Raw genomic sequence first — 20,853 nt, 5'->3', positions numbered from 1 at the left:
CACTGAGACCTCTCGGTACTCAGTGATATTGTCACAAAACTAACTTGCAGATTGCACCGTACCGTAAAGCGTTTGGTACAGTCCTTCTTTCTCGACCAGTTCAATATGGGTTCCTGATTGTGTTACTTGTCCATCTTCGAGCACGTAGATAAGGTCCGCTTGTTTCACCGCAGAAAGGCGATGCGCGACGATGAGCGTGGTTCTGCCTTTAAGAAACTCACCCAGTGCGGTGTGAAGCGCAGCCTCAGTTGCTGTATCTAATGCCGAGGTCGCTTCATCTAAGATCACGAACTGTGGATCGCTTAGAATCATACGAGCGATTGCGAGGCGCTGCCTTTGGCCGCCAGACAACCGAATGCCGTTCTTACCGATTTGCGTTTCTAGACCATCAACGAGCTTGTCAGTCACATCTTGTAGCTGAGCGACTTTCAGTGCATTCCAGATAGAGAAGTCATCATACTCTTTTCCAAGCGTCAAATTATGCCTTAAGCTGTCATTAAAGAGTATAGGTTGCTGTAAAACAACGGCAATTTTATCTCTAATAATGTCAAAACCTATGTCATTAGTGTCAACTCCATTGAATTTGATAATGCCATCACGTTGTTTATACACGCCGATAAGCAATTGAATCAGTGTAGACTTGCCGCCACCGCTAGCGCCCACGAGCGCAACTTTCTTACCAGCAGGTATTTCTAGGTTCAGTTTGTTCAATACATCTTTGTCAGAGTCATAGGAGAAAACGACATCTTCAATAGCGACATCAACTTGCTTGTTGATGCTAAACGGGTTGGTTTTGCTCACGACCTGAGGCTCTTCCTCTAAATCGAGTAGGGTGTTGATGCGACCTAGGGCGGCTTTGGCACTGTACCAAGAAAACTGAATGCTCAGCAGTTCTTGAACCGGACCGAGCATGAACCAAAGGTAACCAAACACTGCGAATATCTGTCCAATGGTGAGATCACTGAATAAAACCATCACCATTGCGATGGCGCGAAAGAGTTCAAACCCGATTAGAAAAAGTAAGAAGGAGAGACGTCCTGCAGCTTCGGACTGCCAAGCGTACTTGTCAGCATTGGTTCGCACTTCATTGGCTTGCTCTTTAAGTTGTGCCAGAAAATCTCTCTCACGGTTAGCTGCGCGAAGCTGATAAATGCCATCTAGAGTCTCGACCAATCGGTTTTGGAACTTTTCAAAAGCTTGGTTCTCTCTTTTCTTTAGGTGTTTGACCATGCCACCAAGCTTTTTGGAAAAGTAGACGACGATGGGGTTGACCAATAAAATGAATAACCCCAAACGCCAGTCGATCCATAGTAAAACGACGGCAGTCCCCAAAACGGTAAGAAAGCTGATAATGAACTTGCTAAGCGTAGAGCCCACAAACTGATCAATGGTTTCGATGTCGGTAATTAGGTGAGCGTTGATTCCTCCACTACCGCGTGTTTCATACTGCTGAATACTGATACGACCAAGCTTGTCGATCATTTTGCATCGAATTTGATAGGTAATTGTTTTAGAGACGAGGGTAAACTGTCGCCCTTGCAGGATATTAAGCCCTTGGCTAAAGGTTCTCATCAGGACAACCAGAAGCAGAGTCATCGCGATATAACCAATCGGTGTTTGCCAACTGTCAAACATGATGGTGTTCATTGCTTCGAGACCACCAGCGGGTTGGTTTAGCAACACTTCATCTACCATCACCGGCATTAATAGTGGGATAGGGACGCTAATGAGTGTTGCGATGATTGCGATGATATTGGCAACGATCAACCGAGACTTGTGATTTTTTACTTGTGTTATCAACCAGGAACGGCTAATAGTGTCTTTACTATACGTCATGTTTGTGAGAATAATTCCTATTACGATTGGCTGGCATTGTACGTGTATTGTTAGAATTTTAAAGTTATTAATGGAAATATCATGAATTTAGAGAACTATGAGCGCTTAACCAAGCAAGCTGTCGCACTCATTGAATCCGAAACTGATTTGATCGCTAACCTATCTAATATTAGTGCACTTCTTTTCATGGAGTTAGAAGACCTCAATTGGGCTGGTTTTTACTTGATGAAACAAGGCGAGTTGGTTCTTGGTCCATTTCAAGGTAAACCTGCTTGTGTGCGTATCCCAGTAGGTCGTGGTGTTTGTGGCACTGCTGCCGCGACGAATACGGTACAACGTGTATACGATGTTCATGCCTTTGAAGGTCATATTGCGTGCGATGCGGCGAGCAATTCTGAGATTGTGATTCCTTTTTCCATTAATGGTGAGATTGCTGGTGTTTTAGACATCGATAGTCCAAGTGTCGGTCGTTTCAGCGAAATTGATGAAACTGGCCTAACAAAGTTCATGGAATCCGTGGAAAAGCTGCTCAATTCCCATACAAACGTGGTCTAAAATCACATTTGCCTGTGGTTTTTCTATTGCAGGTCACTATAATACCAAGAATATTTTTCTTAATGCTTCGCGGATAACCGCATTAACCAGGAACCCACATGGAAAACACTGAGAAGTTGAAGAACAGCAAAGAAATTATCGCGTATATTGCTGAATGTTTCCCTAAATGCTTTACTGTAGAAGGTGAAGCGAAACCACTTAAAATTGGTATCTTTCAAGATCTTGCTGAACGTCTAAAAGATGACGAGAAAGTGAGCAAGACTCAGCTACGTGCAGCGTTAAGACAATACACTTCTTCTTGGCGTTACCTACACGGCGTTAAACCTGGTGCAGTACGTGTTGACCTAGATGGCAACGATTGTGGTGTACTAGAAGAAGAACACGTAGAACACGCAAAAGCGACACTGGCAGAAAGCAAAGCAAAAGTTGCTGAGCGCCGTAAAGAACAAGCTCAAAAAGCTCGTGAAGAGGGCAAAGCGAAACCTAAGGCTAAGAAGCCTCAAGGTGCACGTAAGCCACAGACTACAAAGAAAACAACGAAAGTAAATAAGCCAGTTGAGACGCGCGCTTTGAATGCAGATGAAATGATCATCGGTAAGCAAGTAAACGTAAACATGGGCAAAGGGAACATGGCTGCGACCATTGTTGAAATCAATAAGGAAGATGTGCGCGTTCAGCTAGTAAATGGCCTACAAATGGTTGTTAAAGCGGAGCACCTGCGCGCATAAAGGAGAAATTCCTACGCATGAAGTGCCGTTCAAAAGTATCTGTAATTGCTGCTAGCCTCTGGCTAGCAGCTTCTTCGGCTCACGCCCTCGAAGCAAAGTATGAAAAGTCAGAAATTCCTACTTTGGCTCCTGAAGTCCAGCATGAGACTGCCAGCAAGCGTGTGACCTCTCGATTCACTCGTTCTCACTATAAACATTTCACCTTAGACGATGAGTTTTCAAAAGCGATATTCACGCGCTACTTGGAGATGCTCGACTACAATCGCAATATTTTCACGCAAGCAGACATTGATAAGTTCGATGCTTGGTCAACAAAACTCGATGACCAACTAAAAGCGGGCAACAACCAAATCGCATTTGATGTTTACAACCTCTCTATGCAAAAGCGTTACGACCGTTTTGCTTATGCGCTGTCGTTGCTAGACAAAGAGATGAAATTCGATGTGGATGAGGCTATCACGCTTGATCGTTCTGAAGCTGCATGGCCGAAAGACGAGGCGGAGCTCGATGAGCTTTGGCGCAAACGCGTTAAATACGATGCTTTGAACCTAAAGCTTACGGGCAAAGACTGGGATGAAATTAAAGAGACACTTGGCAAGCGTTACAACAACGCTATCAAACGGCTCACCCAGTCTCACAACGAAGACGCGTTTCAAATTTACATGAACGCTTTCGCTCGAGAAGTGGATCCACATACCAGCTATTTATCACCTCGATCAGCAGAACAATTCCAATCAGAAATGAACCTCTCGTTAGAGGGAATCGGTGCTGTGCTGCAATTGACTGACGACTATACCGTTATTCGTTCATTAGTTGCTGGCGGACCGGCATCTAAGAGCAAACAGCTTGGCGAAGGCGATAAGATCATCGGTGTTGGTCAAGATGGCGAAGATATTGTCGACGTTATTGGTTGGCGCCTTGATGATGTTGTCCAGCTTATAAAAGGGCCAAAAGGTACCAAAGTTAAGCTTCAAATCTTGCCGGACGGTAAAGATGCGAAAGCCACAGTGGTTGAGATTGTTCGTGATAAGATCAGACTCGAAGATCGTGCTGTGAAATCTGAAGTCTTTGAAAAAGACGGTAAGAAGATTGGTGTACTTGAGGTACCAAGTTTCTATGTCGGTCTTTCTAAGGATACGGATAAACTCATTACTGAGCTAAAAGAGAAAGGCGTTGATGGTATTATCGTCGATCTTCGCAACAACGGTGGTGGTGCATTAACTGAAGCAACCGCAATGTCTGGCCTCTTTATTGAAAGCGGCCCGGTAGTACAGGTTCGTGATAGCTACGGCCGAGTTAATGTCAACAGTGATACTGATGGCAAGATCAGCTATCAAGGTCCATTGACTGTGTTGGTTAACCGATACAGTGCGTCTGCCTCTGAGATTTTTGCCGCAGCGATGCAAGATTATGGTCGCGCCATTGTTCTGGGTGAAAACTCATTTGGTAAAGGTACCGTTCAGCAGCACCGTTCTTTGAATCATATCTATGACTTGTTCGATAAAGAGTTGGGCTACGTTCAATATACGATTCAGAAGTTCTATCGTATTGACGGTGGCAGTACTCAGAACAAGGGTGTAGTACCTGATATCGCATTCCCAACCGCGGTCGATCCTGCTGAAACAGGGGAGAGTGTTGAAGACAACGCGTTGCCATGGGATAGCATCGATAAAGCGAAGTACTCTGTGTTACAACGTAACGATGAGCTCATTGCCAAGTTGACAGAAGCACATGAAAAACGCATTGCGACGGATATGGAATTCGGCTTCATTGCTGAAGACATCGCCAAGTACAAAGCTGAAAAAGACGATAAGACATTATCACTGAGCGAAGCTGCTCGTAAGCAGGAAAGTGATGATAATGATACTCGTCGACTTGAGCGCGTGAATCAGCGTCAAAAGGCGGCGGGCGAAGAACCATTTGAGGCTTTGGATGATATCCCGAAAGACTATGAAGTGCCGGACGCTTACTTAGATGAAGCGGTTGCCATCACAGTGGATATGGTCAACTCGAAAGGTTAATATTTTTCGATGCAACTAAGAAAAAACGAGCGGTAACGCTCGTTTTTTTCATTCTGATGAAACCTGCCTCAATTCTGATACTTAAAATTAAAAACCGTGATTTAGATCAAAATATTTCGCAATCTCGTATTAACCCACCTAAGCTTTAAGTAATTGTGAGGGGGATACATATGAGATGGATAACGCTAATTCTATGTGTTTTTTCGTTTGGAGTGATGTCGGAAACGCGCAAAGACAATAATGATTTAACCCAGTTTGATCAGCCGTTTCTGCTTGGTGATTGGTACTTAGTCAACCCAAGTCCAGGTGAAGCTCCGGACGCTTTTCTCGCGATAAAACTGACTCTGCAATCTAACTACTCTTTTAGTATCGACATACAGAAACAAGACTACAGTATCGAGCATTGGGAGGGTTTGTTCACCGCTAATGACGATACTATCATCCTAGGTTTGAACTCTGACGAACCCCAGGTTTACGCATACAGTGGAAATCACAATATGCTCAATCTCAATGGTGTCGTATTTACAAAAGCGTTGCCCAACGCGCTCGCAGGCATTTGGTCGTCAGTGAGTGTGTCTGGTGACGACAAACACGCTCAAGAAATAGCGCGCATGGATTTAATTCTCCAACCAGACTTCGTGTTTACTTTTCGTGTGAGTTCCAGTGAAGGTGAAGAAGCGATCCATAGCGGTGTTTACTACACCGAAGACGATCATATCGTATTACTCTATCAAGATGGTGAACATGATGCGACCTATACGCTTGATAAAGATGAACTGACTTTAGAGGTCGAAGATGGCGATATGTTCGCGGTACTAAACCGAATCCGCTAAGCAAAATTTGCATCAAAGCTTTGAGCGCCAACCCAAGTTGGCGCTTTTTTTATGTCATTCTCTGCAATCCTTTGTCCCATAAGGTTATAATCATTTCCGATTCAGCGTATACGCGACTATAGTTGCAGGTATATTCTGCTAACAATAATAAAGACAAGGACTAAAGGATGACGGAGTCAGCACCTAAAGCCAAATACCGAAGTGATTATCAATCACCTTCGCATACTATCACAGATGTAAACCTCACTTTCGATCTTCATGAGACGAAGACTCGTGTTACGGCCATTTCTAAGGTTAAGCAACAAGGTAGTGAAACCACTATCTCTTTGGATGGTGAAGGCATTGAGCTCGTTCAGATATCAATTAATGGAGAAGGTTGGACGGATTATACACAGACCGAAACCGGTCTTGAGATTCACAACCTTCCATCAGAATGCGAACTGAAAATCGAAAATACTATTTCTCCTTCAACGAACACGGCATTGGAAGGTCTGTATATTTCAGATGGCGCGTACTGCACACAATGTGAAGCAGAAGGCTTTCGTCGTATCACATACTTCCTTGACCGACCTGATGTTCTGGCAAAGTACACAACTAAAGTTATTGCCGACAAAGCGAGCTTTCCATTCTTACTAAGCAACGGCAATAAAGTTGACGAAGGAGAGTTAGAGGACGGTAAGCATTTTGTGTCTTGGGAAGATCCACACCCAAAACCATCCTATCTGTTTGCTCTCGTTGCTGGTGATTTTGATGTGCTTCGCGATAGTTACACTACGCGCTCTGGACGCAATGTCGCATTGGAAATTTTTGTCGATAAAGGCAATCTAGATCGTGCGAACCATGCAATGGTTTCTTTGATTAACTCAATGAAGTGGGATGAAGAGCGCTTTGGTCTGGAGTATGACCTCGATATCTACATGATCGTGGCCGTTGATTTCTTCAACATGGGTGCGATGGAAAATAAAGGGCTGAACGTCTTTAACTCTAAGTTTGTTCTCGCGAATGATCAAACTGCAACCGACACTGATTATCTTGGTATTGAAGCGGTAATTGGCCACGAATATTTTCATAACTGGACTGGTAACCGCGTGACTTGTCGCGACTGGTTCCAGTTAAGTTTGAAAGAAGGCTTGACGGTTTTCCGTGATCAAGAGTTCTCATCTGATTTAGGCTCACGTTCAGTTAATCGTATTAACAACGTGCGAATTATCCGTGGTCCTCAGTTTGCTGAAGATGCGAGCCCGATGTCTCACCCGATTCGCCCAGAGAAAGTTATCGAAATGAATAACTTCTACACGCTCACAGTGTACGAAAAGGGCAGCGAAGTCATCCGCATGATGCACACGCTACTTGGCGAAGATAAGTTCCAAGCGGGCATGAAGTTGTACTTTGAGCGTCACGATGGTACCGCTGCGACGTGTGAAGATTTTGTGGCAGCAATGGAAGATGCTTCTGGTATTGATCTTAAACAGTTCCGACTTTGGTACAGCCAGTCCGGCACACCAAGTCTGACCGTTACCGACACTTATGACGAAGCCAATAAGACATACACGCTGACGGTCAAACAACACACGCCATCGACTCAAGATCAAACTGAAAAGCAGGCGTTACACATTCCATTTGACGTGGAACTGTATGACGAGCAAGGAAAAGTTATCGAGTTACGCCGTAACGGCATGCCGTCTTCAAATGTATTGAATGTAACGGAATCTGAGCAGAGCTTTGTGTTTGAAAATATTGAAAGCAAGCCAATTCCATCCATGCTTCGCGAGTTCTCTGCACCTGTTCGTTTGAACTTCGAATACAGTGATGAGCAGCTGGCATTTTTGATGGTCCACGCACGCAATGATTTTGCCAAGTGGGATGCAGGACAAATGCTTCTTGCGAAGTACATCAAGTTGAATGTTGAAGCGGTACAAAAGGGTTTGAAGGTTGAGCTACCTGATTTGGTTGTTGATGCCTTCCGCGGTGTGCTGTTAAACAAAGAGCTTGAGCCTGCATTCATTGCCGAAGCACTGTCATTGCCAAGCTTTAATGAAGTAGCTGGTTGGTATGAAACCGTAGATGTAGACGCCGTATGTGATGTGCTGAAAGGGATCAAACTTGGACTTGCTGATGCTTTGCAAGATGAACTGTCGGCGCTTTACCATACATTAGCACAAGTAGAATATACGATTGAGCATGATGCTATTGGTAAACGTTCATTAAGAAACTTGTGTCTGCAATACCTAGCCAATGTTGAAGCTCATGCGCATCTTGTAAAAGAGCAGTATGAATCAGCGAACAACATGACCGATACAATGGCAGCAATGAGTGCAGCAAACAGCGCATCTCTTGCTGTTCGTGAAGAGATTATGGCTGATTACAGTGAAAAATGGAGCCATGATGGTTTGGTCATGGACAAATGGTTCGCGCTACAAGGTAGTAACCCGTCAGTGAACGCACTAGAGAATGTGAAAGCGTGTATGTCGCATAAAGCATTTAGCTTGAGTAACCCAAACCGAACAAGAAGCTTGATTGGTTCATTCCTCAACATGAACCCGCGCCGATTCCATGATAAATCAGGCAAAGGCTATGAGTTTGCGGGTGAAATTCTTACTCAGCTTAATGAGTCAAACCCTCAGGTTGCGTCTCGTTTAATCGATCCGTTGTTGAAACTTAAACAATACGATAGCGAGCGCCAATCGCTTATCAAACAAGAGCTTGAAAAGCTAAAAGCATTAGATAACTTAGCCAAAGACTTGTTTGAAAAGGTGACTAAAGCGCTAGAGTCTTAATGTAAAAACCCACTACTGAATAAATATACAGTAGTGGGTTTCTTCTTATTGCTAGTTACTTGTCTAATCACTGAACATAAATGCACCAATCACTTAATGAAACAGTACTATTTCTCCCTGAATATCAGTTATAACGATTACCTTACGCACTATGCTGGTCATGCATCCAGTGTTTTGGTGTATACCGAGCAGGGACTAAGAATCCAGCTACCTGCGACACGATTTCGTCCATTTTTAACACAATTAGGCTTAAAAGGGCGCTTTCGATTAACAACTGACCAAAACAACAAGTTTTTACGGTTAGAATCACTGTAACTTGGCCCATATCTAGTGATATGAATAAGTGCATTAGTCACACAATCAAACATTTCCCTGAAACTTCCTCCATTTTTCATTAACCCTTTTTCAATAAAACTTTTACAATAAAGACAAGCCTACATCCCTCATAAAAACAAAAAAGTGGAGCGTTACTATGACCACGCGCGAACCTGTTGTTCCGGTTCTACTGGAGAAAGTTTATAAGTTGATTGAATCCAAAGTAGAAGGAGCCAATCAGCCTCTAGTGACTAAACTTGCCAAACATATTTTAAGCAACGTTTCCCCTGACGATTTGCTGCAAAGAAATGAATCCGACCTGTATGGTGCTGTTGTTAGCTTATGGCATCATTTAAACGAAAAGAGATACGATGAAATTTCGGTCCGAGTGTTCAACCCGACGGTGAGCCGTCATGGTTGGCAGTCGACACATACTATCGTCGAGATTGCTGTTCCTGATTCCCCGTTCTTAGTTGATTCAGTCAAAATGGCGTTGAATCGAATCGATCTTACCTGCCATATTATGCTTCATGGCCCAACTCAGTTCGAAAGAAACGAGCAAGGACAGATTACTTCTGTTAACGAAGGCAAAGGCCATCTTCAATCGGTTTTCCATATTGAGGTAGACAGACTGAGCGCGAAAGAAGAGATGAACGAGCTTAAAAATGAGCTTGTTACCATCTTCGAAGACACGGGTTTAGTGGTCAATGAGTGGGAGGCAATGTCCGACAAGCTCAAAAAGATCACGAAAGACTTAGTAAAAAACAAAGCTAAGCTTCCAATGGAAGACGACCGCTTTGATGAGACTATTGCTTACCTTGAGTGGTTGGGTGATCACAACTTTACCTTCATGGGATATAAAGAGTTTGACCTAATCAGTGAAGAAGGGGATTCGGTTCTCAAACCAACCAAAGAGCCTGGACTCGGTCTGTTTTCAAAAGAAGAAAGAGTTCGCTCAGTAAAAATCTCTGAATTCTCAGACTCTGCTCGTCTCGAAGCAAAGAAACCTTTCCTACTGATTCTGACTAAAGGTAACAAGGCGAGCCGAATTCACCGCCCAGCTTATACCGACTATGTTGGAATTAAGAAATTTGACTCTAAGGGTAAGGTGATCGGCGAGCACCGCTTTACCGGTCTGTACACATCGGCAGTGTACAACCAAAGCGTATCAACGATTCCTCTGATTCGTGAGAAAGTTGAACGTATATTGGCATCGAGCGGTTATCGTGATGGTTCATATTCTTACAAAGCGTTAAGAAACATTCTTGAAAACTACCCACGTGATGAACTGCTTCAAGCGAAAGAAGAAGAACTGCTTGAAGTAGGTATGGGTGTGGTTCAAATGCAAGATCGTGATTTGATCCGTTTATTCATTCGTAAAGATCCGTTCGGTCGCTTCTTCAGTTGTATGGTGTACGTAAGTAAAGATCGTTATAACACTCAGCTTAGAAAAGATACTCAACGGATCCTTCAGAATTATTTTGGCATTGACCAAGAGGTTGAATTTACGACCTATTTCTCAGAAAGCCCATTAGCGCGAACTCACTACATTGTGAGGGTAGACAATAACAACATGGATGTAGATGTGAAGGCGATTGAACGTAATCTAATGGAAGTATCAGCATCGTGGGATGACCGCCTGTCTGAAGCTATTGTGGCTAACTTCGGTGAAAGTAAAGGTCTTCCACTGTCTAAAGTCTACTCGAGAGCATTCCCACGTTCTTATAAAGAAGACATGATGCCGACTTCTTCGGTTGCTGACATTGAGCGTCTTGAAGCATTGGATGAAGACAACAAGCTTGGAATGCTGTTCTATCGTCCTCAAGAAGCGGCTGCAGATTCCAAAGAGGTGAAATTAAAGCTCTATCATCGTGATGAGCCTATTCACTTATCTGACGTAATGCCTATGCTGGAAAACTTAGGCCTTAGAGTTATCGGTGAGTCACCATATGAGATCGTTAAAAGTGATGGTGGCACCTACTGGATCCTAGATTTTGCCATGCTGCATAAGAGTGAAACGGTTGTGGATCTTCGTGAGGCACGCGATCGATTCCAACAAGCGTTCGCTGCGATTTGGTCAGGTGATCTAGAAAGCGACGGCTTTAACAGACTGGTACTGGGTTCAGGTTTGACAGGGCGTGAGGTCTCCATCCTTCGTGCTTATGCACGCTATATGCGCCAAGTCGGCTTCCCGTTCAGCCAACACTATATTGAAGACACGCTTAATCACTACCCAGACCTTGCTAAAGATTTGGTTGAGTTGTTTACTCAGCGATTTATGCCGTCTCTTAAAGGCAGTAAGAAGGGACAGCAACGCGTCATTGAAAAGATTCACAAGCAGCTGGATAAAGTGGATAGCCTGGATGATGACCGTATCATTCGCCGTTACGTGGAAATGATCTCTGCGACGCTTCGCACTAACTACTATCAGAAAGATAAAGCCGGGGACAATAAGCCATGGCTATCATTAAAGCTTGAACCTAAGAATATTCCAGAGATTCCAGCTCCTGTTCCAGCGTTTGAGATTTTTGTCTATGCCCCAGACATTGAGGGTGTTCACCTACGAGGCGGTAAAGTCGCGCGTGGTGGTTTGCGTTGGTCGGATCGACAAGAGGATTTCCGAACCGAGATCTTAGGTTTGGTAAAAGCGCAGCAGGTTAAAAACACCGTTATCGTTCCTGTGGGAGCAAAGGGTGGATTTGTCTGTAAGCGTCAACCTCAGCTATCGAGTCGTGATGAGATCTTTGCAGAGGGCCAACGTTGCTATAAGCAATTTATCCGTGCGCTATTAGATGTCTCTGACAACATCATCGAAGGGGAAGTTATTCCGCCGAAAAGTGTCGTGAGACATGACGAAGATGATCCATACTTGGTGGTTGCTGCAGATAAGGGGACGGCAACGTTTTCTGACTTAGCAAACTCAGTGTCTGACGAATACAACTTCTGGCTTGGTGATGCATTCGCATCGGGTGGCTCCAATGGTTATGATCATAAGGCTATGGGTATTACAGCCAAAGGTGGCTGGGAGTCAGTTAAACGTCACTTCCGTGAGATGGGAATAGATTGTCAAAACGAAGACTTCACCGCTATCGGTGTAGGTGACATGGCAGGGGATGTATTTGGTAACGGTATGCTACTTTCTAAGCATATTAGGCTCCAAGCTGCGTTTAACCATATGCACATCTTTATTGATCCAAATCCAGAGTCATCAGCGAAAAGCTGGGAGGAACGTAAACGCCTATTCGATCTTCCGCGTTCAAGCTGGGAGGATTACGATCCTAAGTTGATCTCTAAAGGCGGTGGTGTATTTGCTCGTCGAGCAAAATCGATCACATTGACTCCAGAGATCCAAAAGATGCTTGGCACTAAAAAAGCATCAATGGCGCCAAATGATCTTATTAAAATGATTTTGTCGATGGAAGTCGATCTCCTTTGGAATGGTGGTATCGGTACGTATGTGAAATCGAGCTCTGAAACACACACAGATGTTGGAGACCGAGCCAATGATGTGCTGCGAATCAATGGTAGCGAGTTAAAAGCCAAAGTTGTTGGTGAAGGCGGTAACCTGGGTATGACTCAGCTTGGTCGTATTGAATACGCGCTCGCTGGTGGACGGGTAAATACCGACTTTGTTGATAACGTAGGTGGTGTAGATTGCTCTGATAACGAAGTAAACATTAAGATCTTCCTTAATGGTCTAGTATCTAATGGCGATCTGACGGTAAAACAGCGCAACCAGATTCTAGAGTCCATGGAAGACGAAGTGGGTGAGATTGTATTGGACGACGCTTACTGTCAGTCTGAGTCAATTTCAGTGACCGAATTCCAGGGTGTCTCTTTGGTCAAAGAACAGATTCGCTTTATTCACACCTTAGAGAAAGCAGGTCACCTAGATCGCGCTCTAGAGTACATTCCTTCGGATGAAGATCTACTTGAGCGTGAAAAGCAGGGTATTGGCATGACTCGTCCGGAGCTTTCGGTATTAGTTGCATACGGTAAGATGGTGCTGAAAGAAGAGTTAGTCTCGGATGAGATCGCGAATGACCCTTATCATCAGCAACAACTCACCCAATACTTCCCATCTGAGTTACGCCGTAACTATATGGAAAGTATGCCAAACCATCCACTGCGAGCAGAAATTATCTCTACTATGCTTGCAAATCAGATGGTTAACGAGATGGGTTGTAACTTTGTGACTCGTTTGCAAGAAGAAACCGGCGCAACTGTGGTTGATATTGCTAATGCTTATGCGGCATCTCGTGAGATTTACGGTTTTGCCTACACATTTGAGCAAATCAGAAAGCTTGATAATGTGGCGAGCTCAGAAGCTCAGTATGAGTTGTTGTTCATTGTTCGCCGAACACTTCGTAGACTAGCTCGTTGGATTCTTCGTAATCGTCCTGGCAAGCAGTCAGTAGAGCAGTTAGTTGCTCGCTACCGTGATGACGTAATCAAGGTAGAGCAAACGCTAGAGAAGTGTTTGGTTGCTGAAGAGGTATCTGAACACAACGCTCAAGCTGATATTTGGGTAGGGCAAGGTGTTGAAAGTGATTTGGCGAATTATGTTGCTCGTCTATCAAGTTTGCTTTCTGCTGTCGACATCTCTGAGATTGCAACTGAAGCAAGCTTTGATGTTGAGAGAGCATCGAAACTTTACTTCCACTTAGGTGATCGATTATCACTTCACTGGTTCTTGAACCAAATTAACGGTCAAGCGGTAGACAACAACTGGCAAGCACTTGCGAGAGCAGCGTTCCGTGAAGATCTTGATTGGCAGCAACGCTTGTTGACGGCACAAGTACTGAAATGTGGTTGTGGGGGAGACAGTGAAGACGTGATCCTGTCACTTGATAACTGGATGGCGACAAATGAAAACAGCCTCCAGCGTTGGGAAAATATTCTCAACGAATTTAAGGTGGGGAATGTCCATGAGTTTGCTAAGTTCTCTGTTGCACTTCGCGAGCTAAGTCTACTTAATCTGAACTGTGCAAATAATCTTTAGACAATGACACCACAATGTTAACAATTAGGCGCTCTTCGGAGCGCCTTTTTTAGTCTCAAAAGACTGCTTTAGTGACGGCGTCACACTAAATCGGCGCATTATTCTGCAAAACGTTTGCGTTTTGTTAGATAAACGAAAATCTTCGTTGCATGTTTGGGGGAATCAGTAAATAATACCACCCCGTTTACACGGGTTTTCTATCGGAGGCACAATGCTTTACCGTCTTGCCAGAACTGGCTTTTTCCAACTTGATGCCGAAAAGGCTCACGATCTCGCTATTCAAAACTTTAAACGCTTCACCGGCACTCCACTTGATCTCGCTTATCGCCAACAACTACCTAATCGACCAGTAGAATGTATGGGTTTAACCTTCAAGAACCCTGTTGGCTTGGCTGCTGGCCTTGATAAAAATGGTGAGTGTATTGAAGCATTCGGTGCGATGGGCTTCGGTTTTGTAGAAGTTGGTACGGTAACACCTCGTCCTCAACCAGGGAACGACAAACCACGTCTATTCCGTCTAGTGGAAGCAGAGGGCATCATCAACCGAATGGGCTTTAACAACCTCGGTGTAGATAATCTCGTTGAAAACGTAAAGAAAGCGAACTTTGACGGCATTATCGGTATCAACATAGGCAAGAATAAAGATACGCCGATTGAAAAGGGTGCTGAAGATTACATTATCTGTATGGAGAAGGTGTATGAGCATGCGGGATATATCGCTGTAAATATCTCTTCGCCAAACACTCCAGGGTTACGTTCACTCCAGTACGGAGAAGCATTGGATGAACTCCTTGCTGAACTGAAGGCGAAACAAGCAGAACTTGCTGAAAAACATGGTAAATATGTGCCATTAGCTCTGAAGATCGCTCCGGATCTGAGTGATGATGAGATCGGCCAGATTTGTGACTCATTGATCAAAAATAAGATTGACGGTGTGATCGCGACGAATACGACGCTGGATCGCTCTGTTGTTGAAGGTATGAAGCATGCAAACGAAGCTGGTGGCCTAAGTGGCCGACCTGTACAGTCTCGTAGTACTGAAGTTGTTCGTTTACTTGCCAAAAACCTTGATGGTAAGCTTCCAATCATTGGCGTAGGTGGGATCGACTCTTTTGTTTCTGCAAAAGAGAAACTCATGGCTGGCGCTTCTCTGGTTCAAGTTTACTCTGGCTTCATTTATCACGGTCCTAAACTTGTAAAAGACATCGTCAAAAATCTTTAAGCAAATTCTGTCAGAGTGACTAGGTTTGAATCATGAAAGGGGGAAATAGTTTTCCCCTTTTTTTTTGTTTATTCGTTTGTAGAATTAGTAACAACTGACCAAAAAGGTAATTAAGCGTTTTACCTAACAGTCTGATTATTCTTCAAATATAGAGACGGAACGATGCTTAAACCCAGCGATACATGGATCTGGTATATGGACGAGAGTGAGAACTCTCTTATGCTGGATTTGGGAGATGATATGGTTTTCAAAACCAATCTTTCCCGAAAGCTCCTTGTTGAATGCGCGATGGGTCAGAACAACTTCACAGTCGATGACGCATCCGCGTTTCAAACCTTTAAAGACCAAATAAGCCTATTGGGACTTTCTGAACCAAGACAAGCAGAGCTTACGCTCTATTGTGTGGCCGCAAAACGTTTCCATAAGCCTGTTCAGCCTAAGAGCTGGTTCTTCGATCATCAAGATGGCACGTACCAGCCTCAAGAGGGTGACTTAGTTCGCTTAATCAACCAACACTCTGAGGGTTTCTTTATCGTGTTGGAAGTAGGGGAAAGTGCGAGTTTGTGTGCGTTGGTAGACCTAGAGTCATTCAGTTTGTCTTCAAACAAAGAAGTGGTGTTTGGTCAAAGTATTAAGGTTATGCACGACAGGATGGCCTGCGCACATCAATTTATGGCATTAAACCAGCCTATTGCTCTAGTTGGTTAAGAGCGTGGCATAGAGCGCGATAACGCGCCTTATAAGAAAAAGCAGTGGCAGCTTAGCAATTACAATAAGAAGTTCTAACTTCCATTTCTCGTAGAATTTATCGGTCCTAGTGGCCGATTTTTTTTGTCTCAACTATCCCCAATAGCCAACCCCAATCCTCAATAGTCACCCCATTAACTGACATGTTTGCTACTACATCTCTGTTGCAGTGCAAATAATTTGCTTTTTTTATCACCAGAAAGTGACGTATTTGTTCCCCAAATTTAGGGGGCATTCACTCCAAAATTCCTCCTTTCACTGCATTTTGTAAGTAAATTACAGCTAAAAATGCGCATTGGTATATACCAAAATTGTAGCGAATAAGTATTCACTATCGCTATAGTACCTAATTTTACGTTATTTAAATTAGCTACTGCTTATGTATTGATTGGAAAGATGTAGAAGGTTTATGACGGTTAAACCTTGTTCGAACAAACAAGTGGAGACGAAGATTGTGCAGGTTTATTTAGTGACAACAGGGATTGTCAGGTATAATCAACACCATTTTTCACAGCTAGATGAACACTATGAACCAATATCTTGCCGTCACTTCCAACGGTCTTGAAAACCTTCTTGCTCAAGAGCTTGAGCAAATGGGTTTAACTTCTGTAAAGCCAGTTCAAGCAGGAGTTAAATTTAAAGCGAGCAACGAGCAGATTTATCGCGCTTGTTTATGGAGCCGTTACGCTTCTCGCTTTGTGAAAGTACTGTCGGAGTTCACTTGCCAAGATGATATGGATCTCTATCTGGCTGCTTCATCTATCAATTGGGTGAACCACTTCCACAGCTCGAAGAAGTTCATTGTCGATTTCAATGGTACTAACCGAGAAATCCGCAATAGCCAATATGGCGCAATGAAAGTGAAGGACGCTGTTGTAGACGTCTTTACTAAGAAGAGCTTGCCTCGACCAAATATCAGTAAAGACCGTGCTGATGTGCGAGTTCACGTTAGGCTACACAGAGATAAAGCGTTAATAGGCCTTGATATGGTTGGCTCAGGCCTTCATCAACGTGGTTATCGTACGGAATCGGGACGTGCGCCTTTGCGCGAAACATTGGCTGCAGCTATCGTTTCTCGTAGTGGGTGGGAGCAAGGTAAGAATATGCTCGACCCTATGTGTGGCTCGGGCACATTACTGATTGAAGCGGCTATGCTTGCTGCGAATATGGCGCCTGGTGTTAAGCGTAAATCTTGGTGCTTTGAAGCGCTTGAAGACTTTGAACCTGAAGTTTGGGCTGAAGTGAAATCAGAAGCGAACGTACAAGCTCGACGCGGTGTCAAAAAGACTGACAGTAGGTTTTGGGGCTTTGATAATGACCCTAAAGTTCTTCGCACAGCAAGAAAAAATGCTAAACGAGCGGGTGTCAATGACCTAATTACGTTTGAGTTAGGTGATGCGAGTAAAGTAACTAAACCGGTAGAGTTTGGGGAAGGTGTTATCGTATGTAACCCACCTTACGGTGAAAGATTGGGTACCGAGCCTGGGCTTATTGCGCTATACACTGAATTTGGTAATCAGCTAAAAACAGAATTTGGCGGTTGCCAAGCATCTATTTTCTCAAGTTCTGACGATTTACTTAGCTGTCTACGCATGCGTGCAGACAAACAATTCAAATTGAATAATGGTGCGTTACAGTGTCACCAGAAAAATTATTCGATTTCTCAACGTAGTGCGGAACAGATTTCTGGTAACAATGATCTGCAAGTTATCGCGCCAGATTTCTCAAATCGATTGAAAAAGAACATTGCTAAGATCGGTAAATGGGCCAAGAAAGAAGGGCTTGATTGTTACCGTATCTATGATGCCGACCTTCCGGAGTACAATGTTGCAGTAGACGTTTATCAAGACTCATTAGTTATTCAAGAGTACGCTGCACCGAAGAGCATCCCGGAAGAAACAGCCAAACGACGTCTAACGGATATTATTCGTGCGTCGATTAAAGTAACAGGCGTCGATACGAATAATGTCGTCCTTAAAGTGCGCGAGAGGAAGAAAGGGTCATCTCAGTACAATAAGCTTGCTCAAAAGTCATCGACTATGACGGTAAATGAGTATGGTGCACAGTTAATCGTAAACCTTCATGACTACCTAGATACTGGTTTATTCCTAGATCATAAAATTACTCGTCGAAAGTTAGGCGAGATGGCACAGGGTAGAGACTTCTTAAACCTATTTGCTTATACAGGTTCGGCGACAGTGCACGCGGCGCTTGGTGGTGCCAAATCTACGACGACTGTAGACATGTCGAACACTTACCTAGAGTGGGCAAAAGATAATATGAAGCTTAACGGCCAAGTGGGTCGTCAGCATCAATATATTCAAGCGGATTGTCTTCAGTGGTTGGCTAAAGCAACGGGTAGTTACGACCTTATCTTTATTGATCCACCGACGTTCTCTAACTCTAAGAGAATGGAGCAGTCCTTCGATGTTCAACGTGACCACGTCACGTTAATGCGCGATCTAAAACGACTATTGAGTGCCGATGGCACAATCGTATTCTCTAATAACAAACGCCATTTCAAGATGGATATGGCGGCGCTAGAAGAAATCGGATTAACGGCTAAGAACATCTCAGATAAAACGCTACCGTTGGACTTCTCGCGTAATAAGCATATTCATAACTGCTGGGTTATCTCTCACAAAAGCTAAAGATGGACTATGGCAAAGGAACTGATTTTATATAGCACAGAAGGATGCCATCTCTGCGAGATGGCTCTTGAACTCCTGCAACAGGTTGGGCTGGAAGAAAAGGTTAGTATCGTTGATATTGCTTTCGACGATGCTTTGTTTTCTCGTTACGGTGTCACTATTCCCGTCATTAAAGTTGATCAATCAGAAATCAACTGGCCCTTCGATCTCTCTCAACTTCAACAATGGTTAAAAGTCAATGGCATTACTTACCATCCATAATGGGCAACTAGCGTTTGGCGATCACCCGCTACTCGATAAAACCGACTTTGCTCTGCAAGAAAATGAACGTGTGTGTCTTGTCGGACGCAACGGTGCAGGCAAATCGACCTTAATGAAGGTGCTAGCTGGCGACATCATCATGGATGACGGCAAGCTGCAAATTACTCAAGATGTGGTTGTTTCGTGTTTGGAGCAAGATCCACCACGTGATCAAGCAGGTACGGTTGCTGATTATGTTGCTGAAGGCCTTGCTGAAGTCGGTGAACAACTTAAGCAGTATCACACGCTACTTGAGCTGGTGGCACAAGACCCAAGTGAGTCCCATATCAATCGTCTAGCAAAAGTACAAGAAAGCCTAGAGGTGTCGGGTGCATGGCGTTTTGAGGATCGTATAAAAAACATTCTCGGTGCACTCAAGCTTGATGGAAACACATTGTTAACCGACCTCTCTGGCGGCTGGCAACGCAAAGCGGCGTTAGCTCGTGCACTAGTGTGTGACCCTGATGTCTTGTTGCTTGATGAGCCAACTAACCATTTAGATGTGACGACTATCGAATGGTTGGAAACATTCTTAAAGGATTTCCGCGGTTCTATCATCTTTATTTCACACGACCGTGCTTTTATTCGTTCAATGGCAACACGTATCGTAGATCTTGATCGTGGCCAGTTAGTGTCATTCCCAGGTGACTATGAGAAGTATTTAGTTGAGAAAGAAGAAGCGTTACGTGTTGAAGAGATGCAAAATGCGGAATTCGACAAAAAGCTTGCCCAAGAAGAAGTCTGGATTAGACAGGGCATCAAAGCTCGCCGTACTCGTAACGAAGGTCGCGTTCGCGCACTCAAGAAATTGAGAGAAGAACGTAAAGGGCGCCGTGAAGTGCAAGGTAAAGTCAACCTTAAACTTGATGATACAAGCCGCTCTGGAAAGATCGTGTTTGAAGCTACCGATCTTAGTTATCAGATTGAAGGTAAGACCATCATCAGTAACTTCTCGTTCAACATTCAGCGTGGAGATCGCATTGCGCTTATCGGTCCTAATGGTTGCGGTAAGAGTACGCTCATCAAGCTGTTGCTAGACCAACTAACACCAAGCTCAGGTAAGCTAAAGTGTGGTACCAAGCTAGAGGTAGCGTATTTTGACCAATACCGTGAAGCTTTGGACCCAGAGAAAAGTGTCATCGATAACTTGGCAGACGGTAAGCAAGAAGTCATGGTAGGTGGTCGAGAGCGTCACGCACTTAGCTATCTACAAGATTTCTTATTTGCTCCTAAACGCGCTCGTACACCAGTGAAAGCTCTATCTGGTGGTGAAAAGAACCGTTTACTGCTAGCGAGAATCTTCCTTAAGCCAAACAACTTGTTGGTTCTCGATGAACCAACTAACGATCTTGATATTGAGACGCTAGAATTACTAGAAGAACTTTTAGGCAACTACCAAGGAACGCTGCTTCTAGTAAGTCACGACCGTCAGTTTGTTGATAATACTGTGACGGCTAGCTGGATTTTTGAAGGAAATGGGGTTATCGAAGAGTTCGTTGGTGGGTATCATGATGCTCAACAGCAAAGGCAACAGGTGCTCGATGCACGTAAAGCCTATGAACCAGTAAAAGAGAATAAAAAACAGCCAGTTGAACAAGATAAGAAAGCAACTACTGTGAACTCTAAGCCTAAGAAGCTGTCCTATAAGCTACAAAGGGAATTAGAGGCGTTACCAGCGTTGTTGGAACAGCTGGAACAAGAGATTGAACAACTACAGGAAACGGTTAATGACCCAGCGTTTTTCGCTAAACCTGTGGATGAGACACAACCCATTTTAGATAGTTTGTCTGCAAAAGAGCAGGAGCTAGACGTTGCTTTTGAGCGATGGGAAGAGCTAGAAGCAATGCAACAGGAAAGTTAGTTTTG

General features: G+C 44.0%; 13 protein-coding genes. 12 read left to right on the top strand and 1 reads right to left on the bottom strand.

Annotated elements, in window-relative coordinates; genetic code table 11:
* Window positions 1-39 precede the first annotated feature (39 nt).
* Complete coding sequence (locus tag AC6I8U_RS08540; protein ID WP_498016551.1) at window positions 40-1,836, bottom strand: ABC transporter ATP-binding protein; 1,797 nt, start codon at window positions 1,834-1,836, stop codon at window positions 40-42.
* A gap of 81 nt (window positions 1,837-1,917) precedes the next feature.
* Here AC6I8U_RS08540 and AC6I8U_RS08535 point away from each other — a divergent pair, with 81 nt between their 5' ends.
* From AC6I8U_RS08535 to AC6I8U_RS08480, 12 genes are all read left to right on the top strand, one after another.
* The gene (locus AC6I8U_RS08535) at window positions 1,918-2,391 is read left to right on the top strand and encodes a GAF domain-containing protein (RefSeq protein WP_042475693.1); all 474 of its coding nucleotides are present in this window, start codon (window positions 1,918-1,920) and stop codon (window positions 2,389-2,391) included.
* Between the two features lie 98 nt (window positions 2,392-2,489).
* Window positions 2,490-3,119 (top strand): RNA chaperone ProQ, encoded by a 630-nt coding sequence (gene proQ, locus AC6I8U_RS08530; RefSeq protein WP_042475696.1) that lies wholly within the window; start codon window positions 2,490-2,492, stop codon window positions 3,117-3,119.
* Between the two features lie 17 nt (window positions 3,120-3,136).
* Window positions 3,137-5,140, top strand: a complete 2,004-nt coding sequence (gene prc / locus AC6I8U_RS08525; protein WP_498016550.1) for a carboxy terminal-processing peptidase — start codon at window positions 3,137-3,139, stop codon at window positions 5,138-5,140.
* A gap of 170 nt (window positions 5,141-5,310) precedes the next feature.
* On the top strand, window positions 5,311-5,973 hold the full coding sequence (locus AC6I8U_RS08520) for a hypothetical protein (protein WP_042475699.1): 663 nt from the start codon (window positions 5,311-5,313) through the stop codon (window positions 5,971-5,973).
* A gap of 167 nt (window positions 5,974-6,140) precedes the next feature.
* Window positions 6,141-8,750: an aminopeptidase N gene (gene pepN, locus AC6I8U_RS08515; protein ID WP_498016549.1), complete on the top strand. Its 2,610-nt coding sequence runs from the start codon at window positions 6,141-6,143 to the stop codon at window positions 8,748-8,750.
* A gap of 96 nt (window positions 8,751-8,846) precedes the next feature.
* A complete protein-coding gene (locus AC6I8U_RS08510; protein ID WP_498016548.1) occupies window positions 8,847-9,065 on the top strand; it encodes a DUF2835 domain-containing protein in 219 nt (72 codons plus the stop codon).
* 157 nt (window positions 9,066-9,222) lie between these two features.
* Window positions 9,223-14,067 (top strand): NAD-glutamate dehydrogenase, encoded by a 4,845-nt coding sequence (locus AC6I8U_RS08505; RefSeq protein ID WP_498016547.1) that lies wholly within the window; start codon window positions 9,223-9,225, stop codon window positions 14,065-14,067.
* A 211-nt stretch (window positions 14,068-14,278) separates the two neighbouring features.
* Complete coding sequence (gene pyrD, locus AC6I8U_RS08500; protein WP_042475702.1) at window positions 14,279-15,289, top strand: quinone-dependent dihydroorotate dehydrogenase; 1,011 nt, start codon at window positions 14,279-14,281, stop codon at window positions 15,287-15,289.
* Between the two features lie 162 nt (window positions 15,290-15,451).
* Window positions 15,452-15,997 (top strand): cell division protein ZapC, encoded by a 546-nt coding sequence (locus tag AC6I8U_RS08495; protein ID WP_042475706.1) that lies wholly within the window; start codon window positions 15,452-15,454, stop codon window positions 15,995-15,997.
* A gap of 566 nt (window positions 15,998-16,563) precedes the next feature.
* Window positions 16,564-18,687, top strand: coding sequence for a bifunctional 23S rRNA (guanine(2069)-N(7))-methyltransferase RlmK/23S rRNA (guanine(2445)-N(2))-methyltransferase RlmL (gene rlmKL, locus AC6I8U_RS08490; protein ID WP_498016546.1), 2,124 nt, complete (start codon window positions 16,564-16,566; stop codon window positions 18,685-18,687).
* A 9-nt stretch (window positions 18,688-18,696) separates the two neighbouring features.
* The gene (locus tag AC6I8U_RS08485) at window positions 18,697-18,948 is read left to right on the top strand and encodes a glutaredoxin family protein (RefSeq protein WP_498016545.1); all 252 of its coding nucleotides are present in this window, start codon (window positions 18,697-18,699) and stop codon (window positions 18,946-18,948) included.
* Window positions 18,926-20,848 (top strand): ABC transporter ATP-binding protein, encoded by a 1,923-nt coding sequence (locus AC6I8U_RS08480; protein WP_498016544.1) that lies wholly within the window; start codon window positions 18,926-18,928, stop codon window positions 20,846-20,848. The genes AC6I8U_RS08485 and AC6I8U_RS08480 overlap by 23 nt, the downstream gene beginning before the upstream one ends.
* Window positions 20,849-20,853 lie beyond the last annotated feature (5 nt).

The sequence above is a fragment of the Vibrio sp. KUL80 genome (genome assembly GCF_059725495.1).
This window is presented reverse-complemented; position numbering and strand designations above follow the sequence as displayed.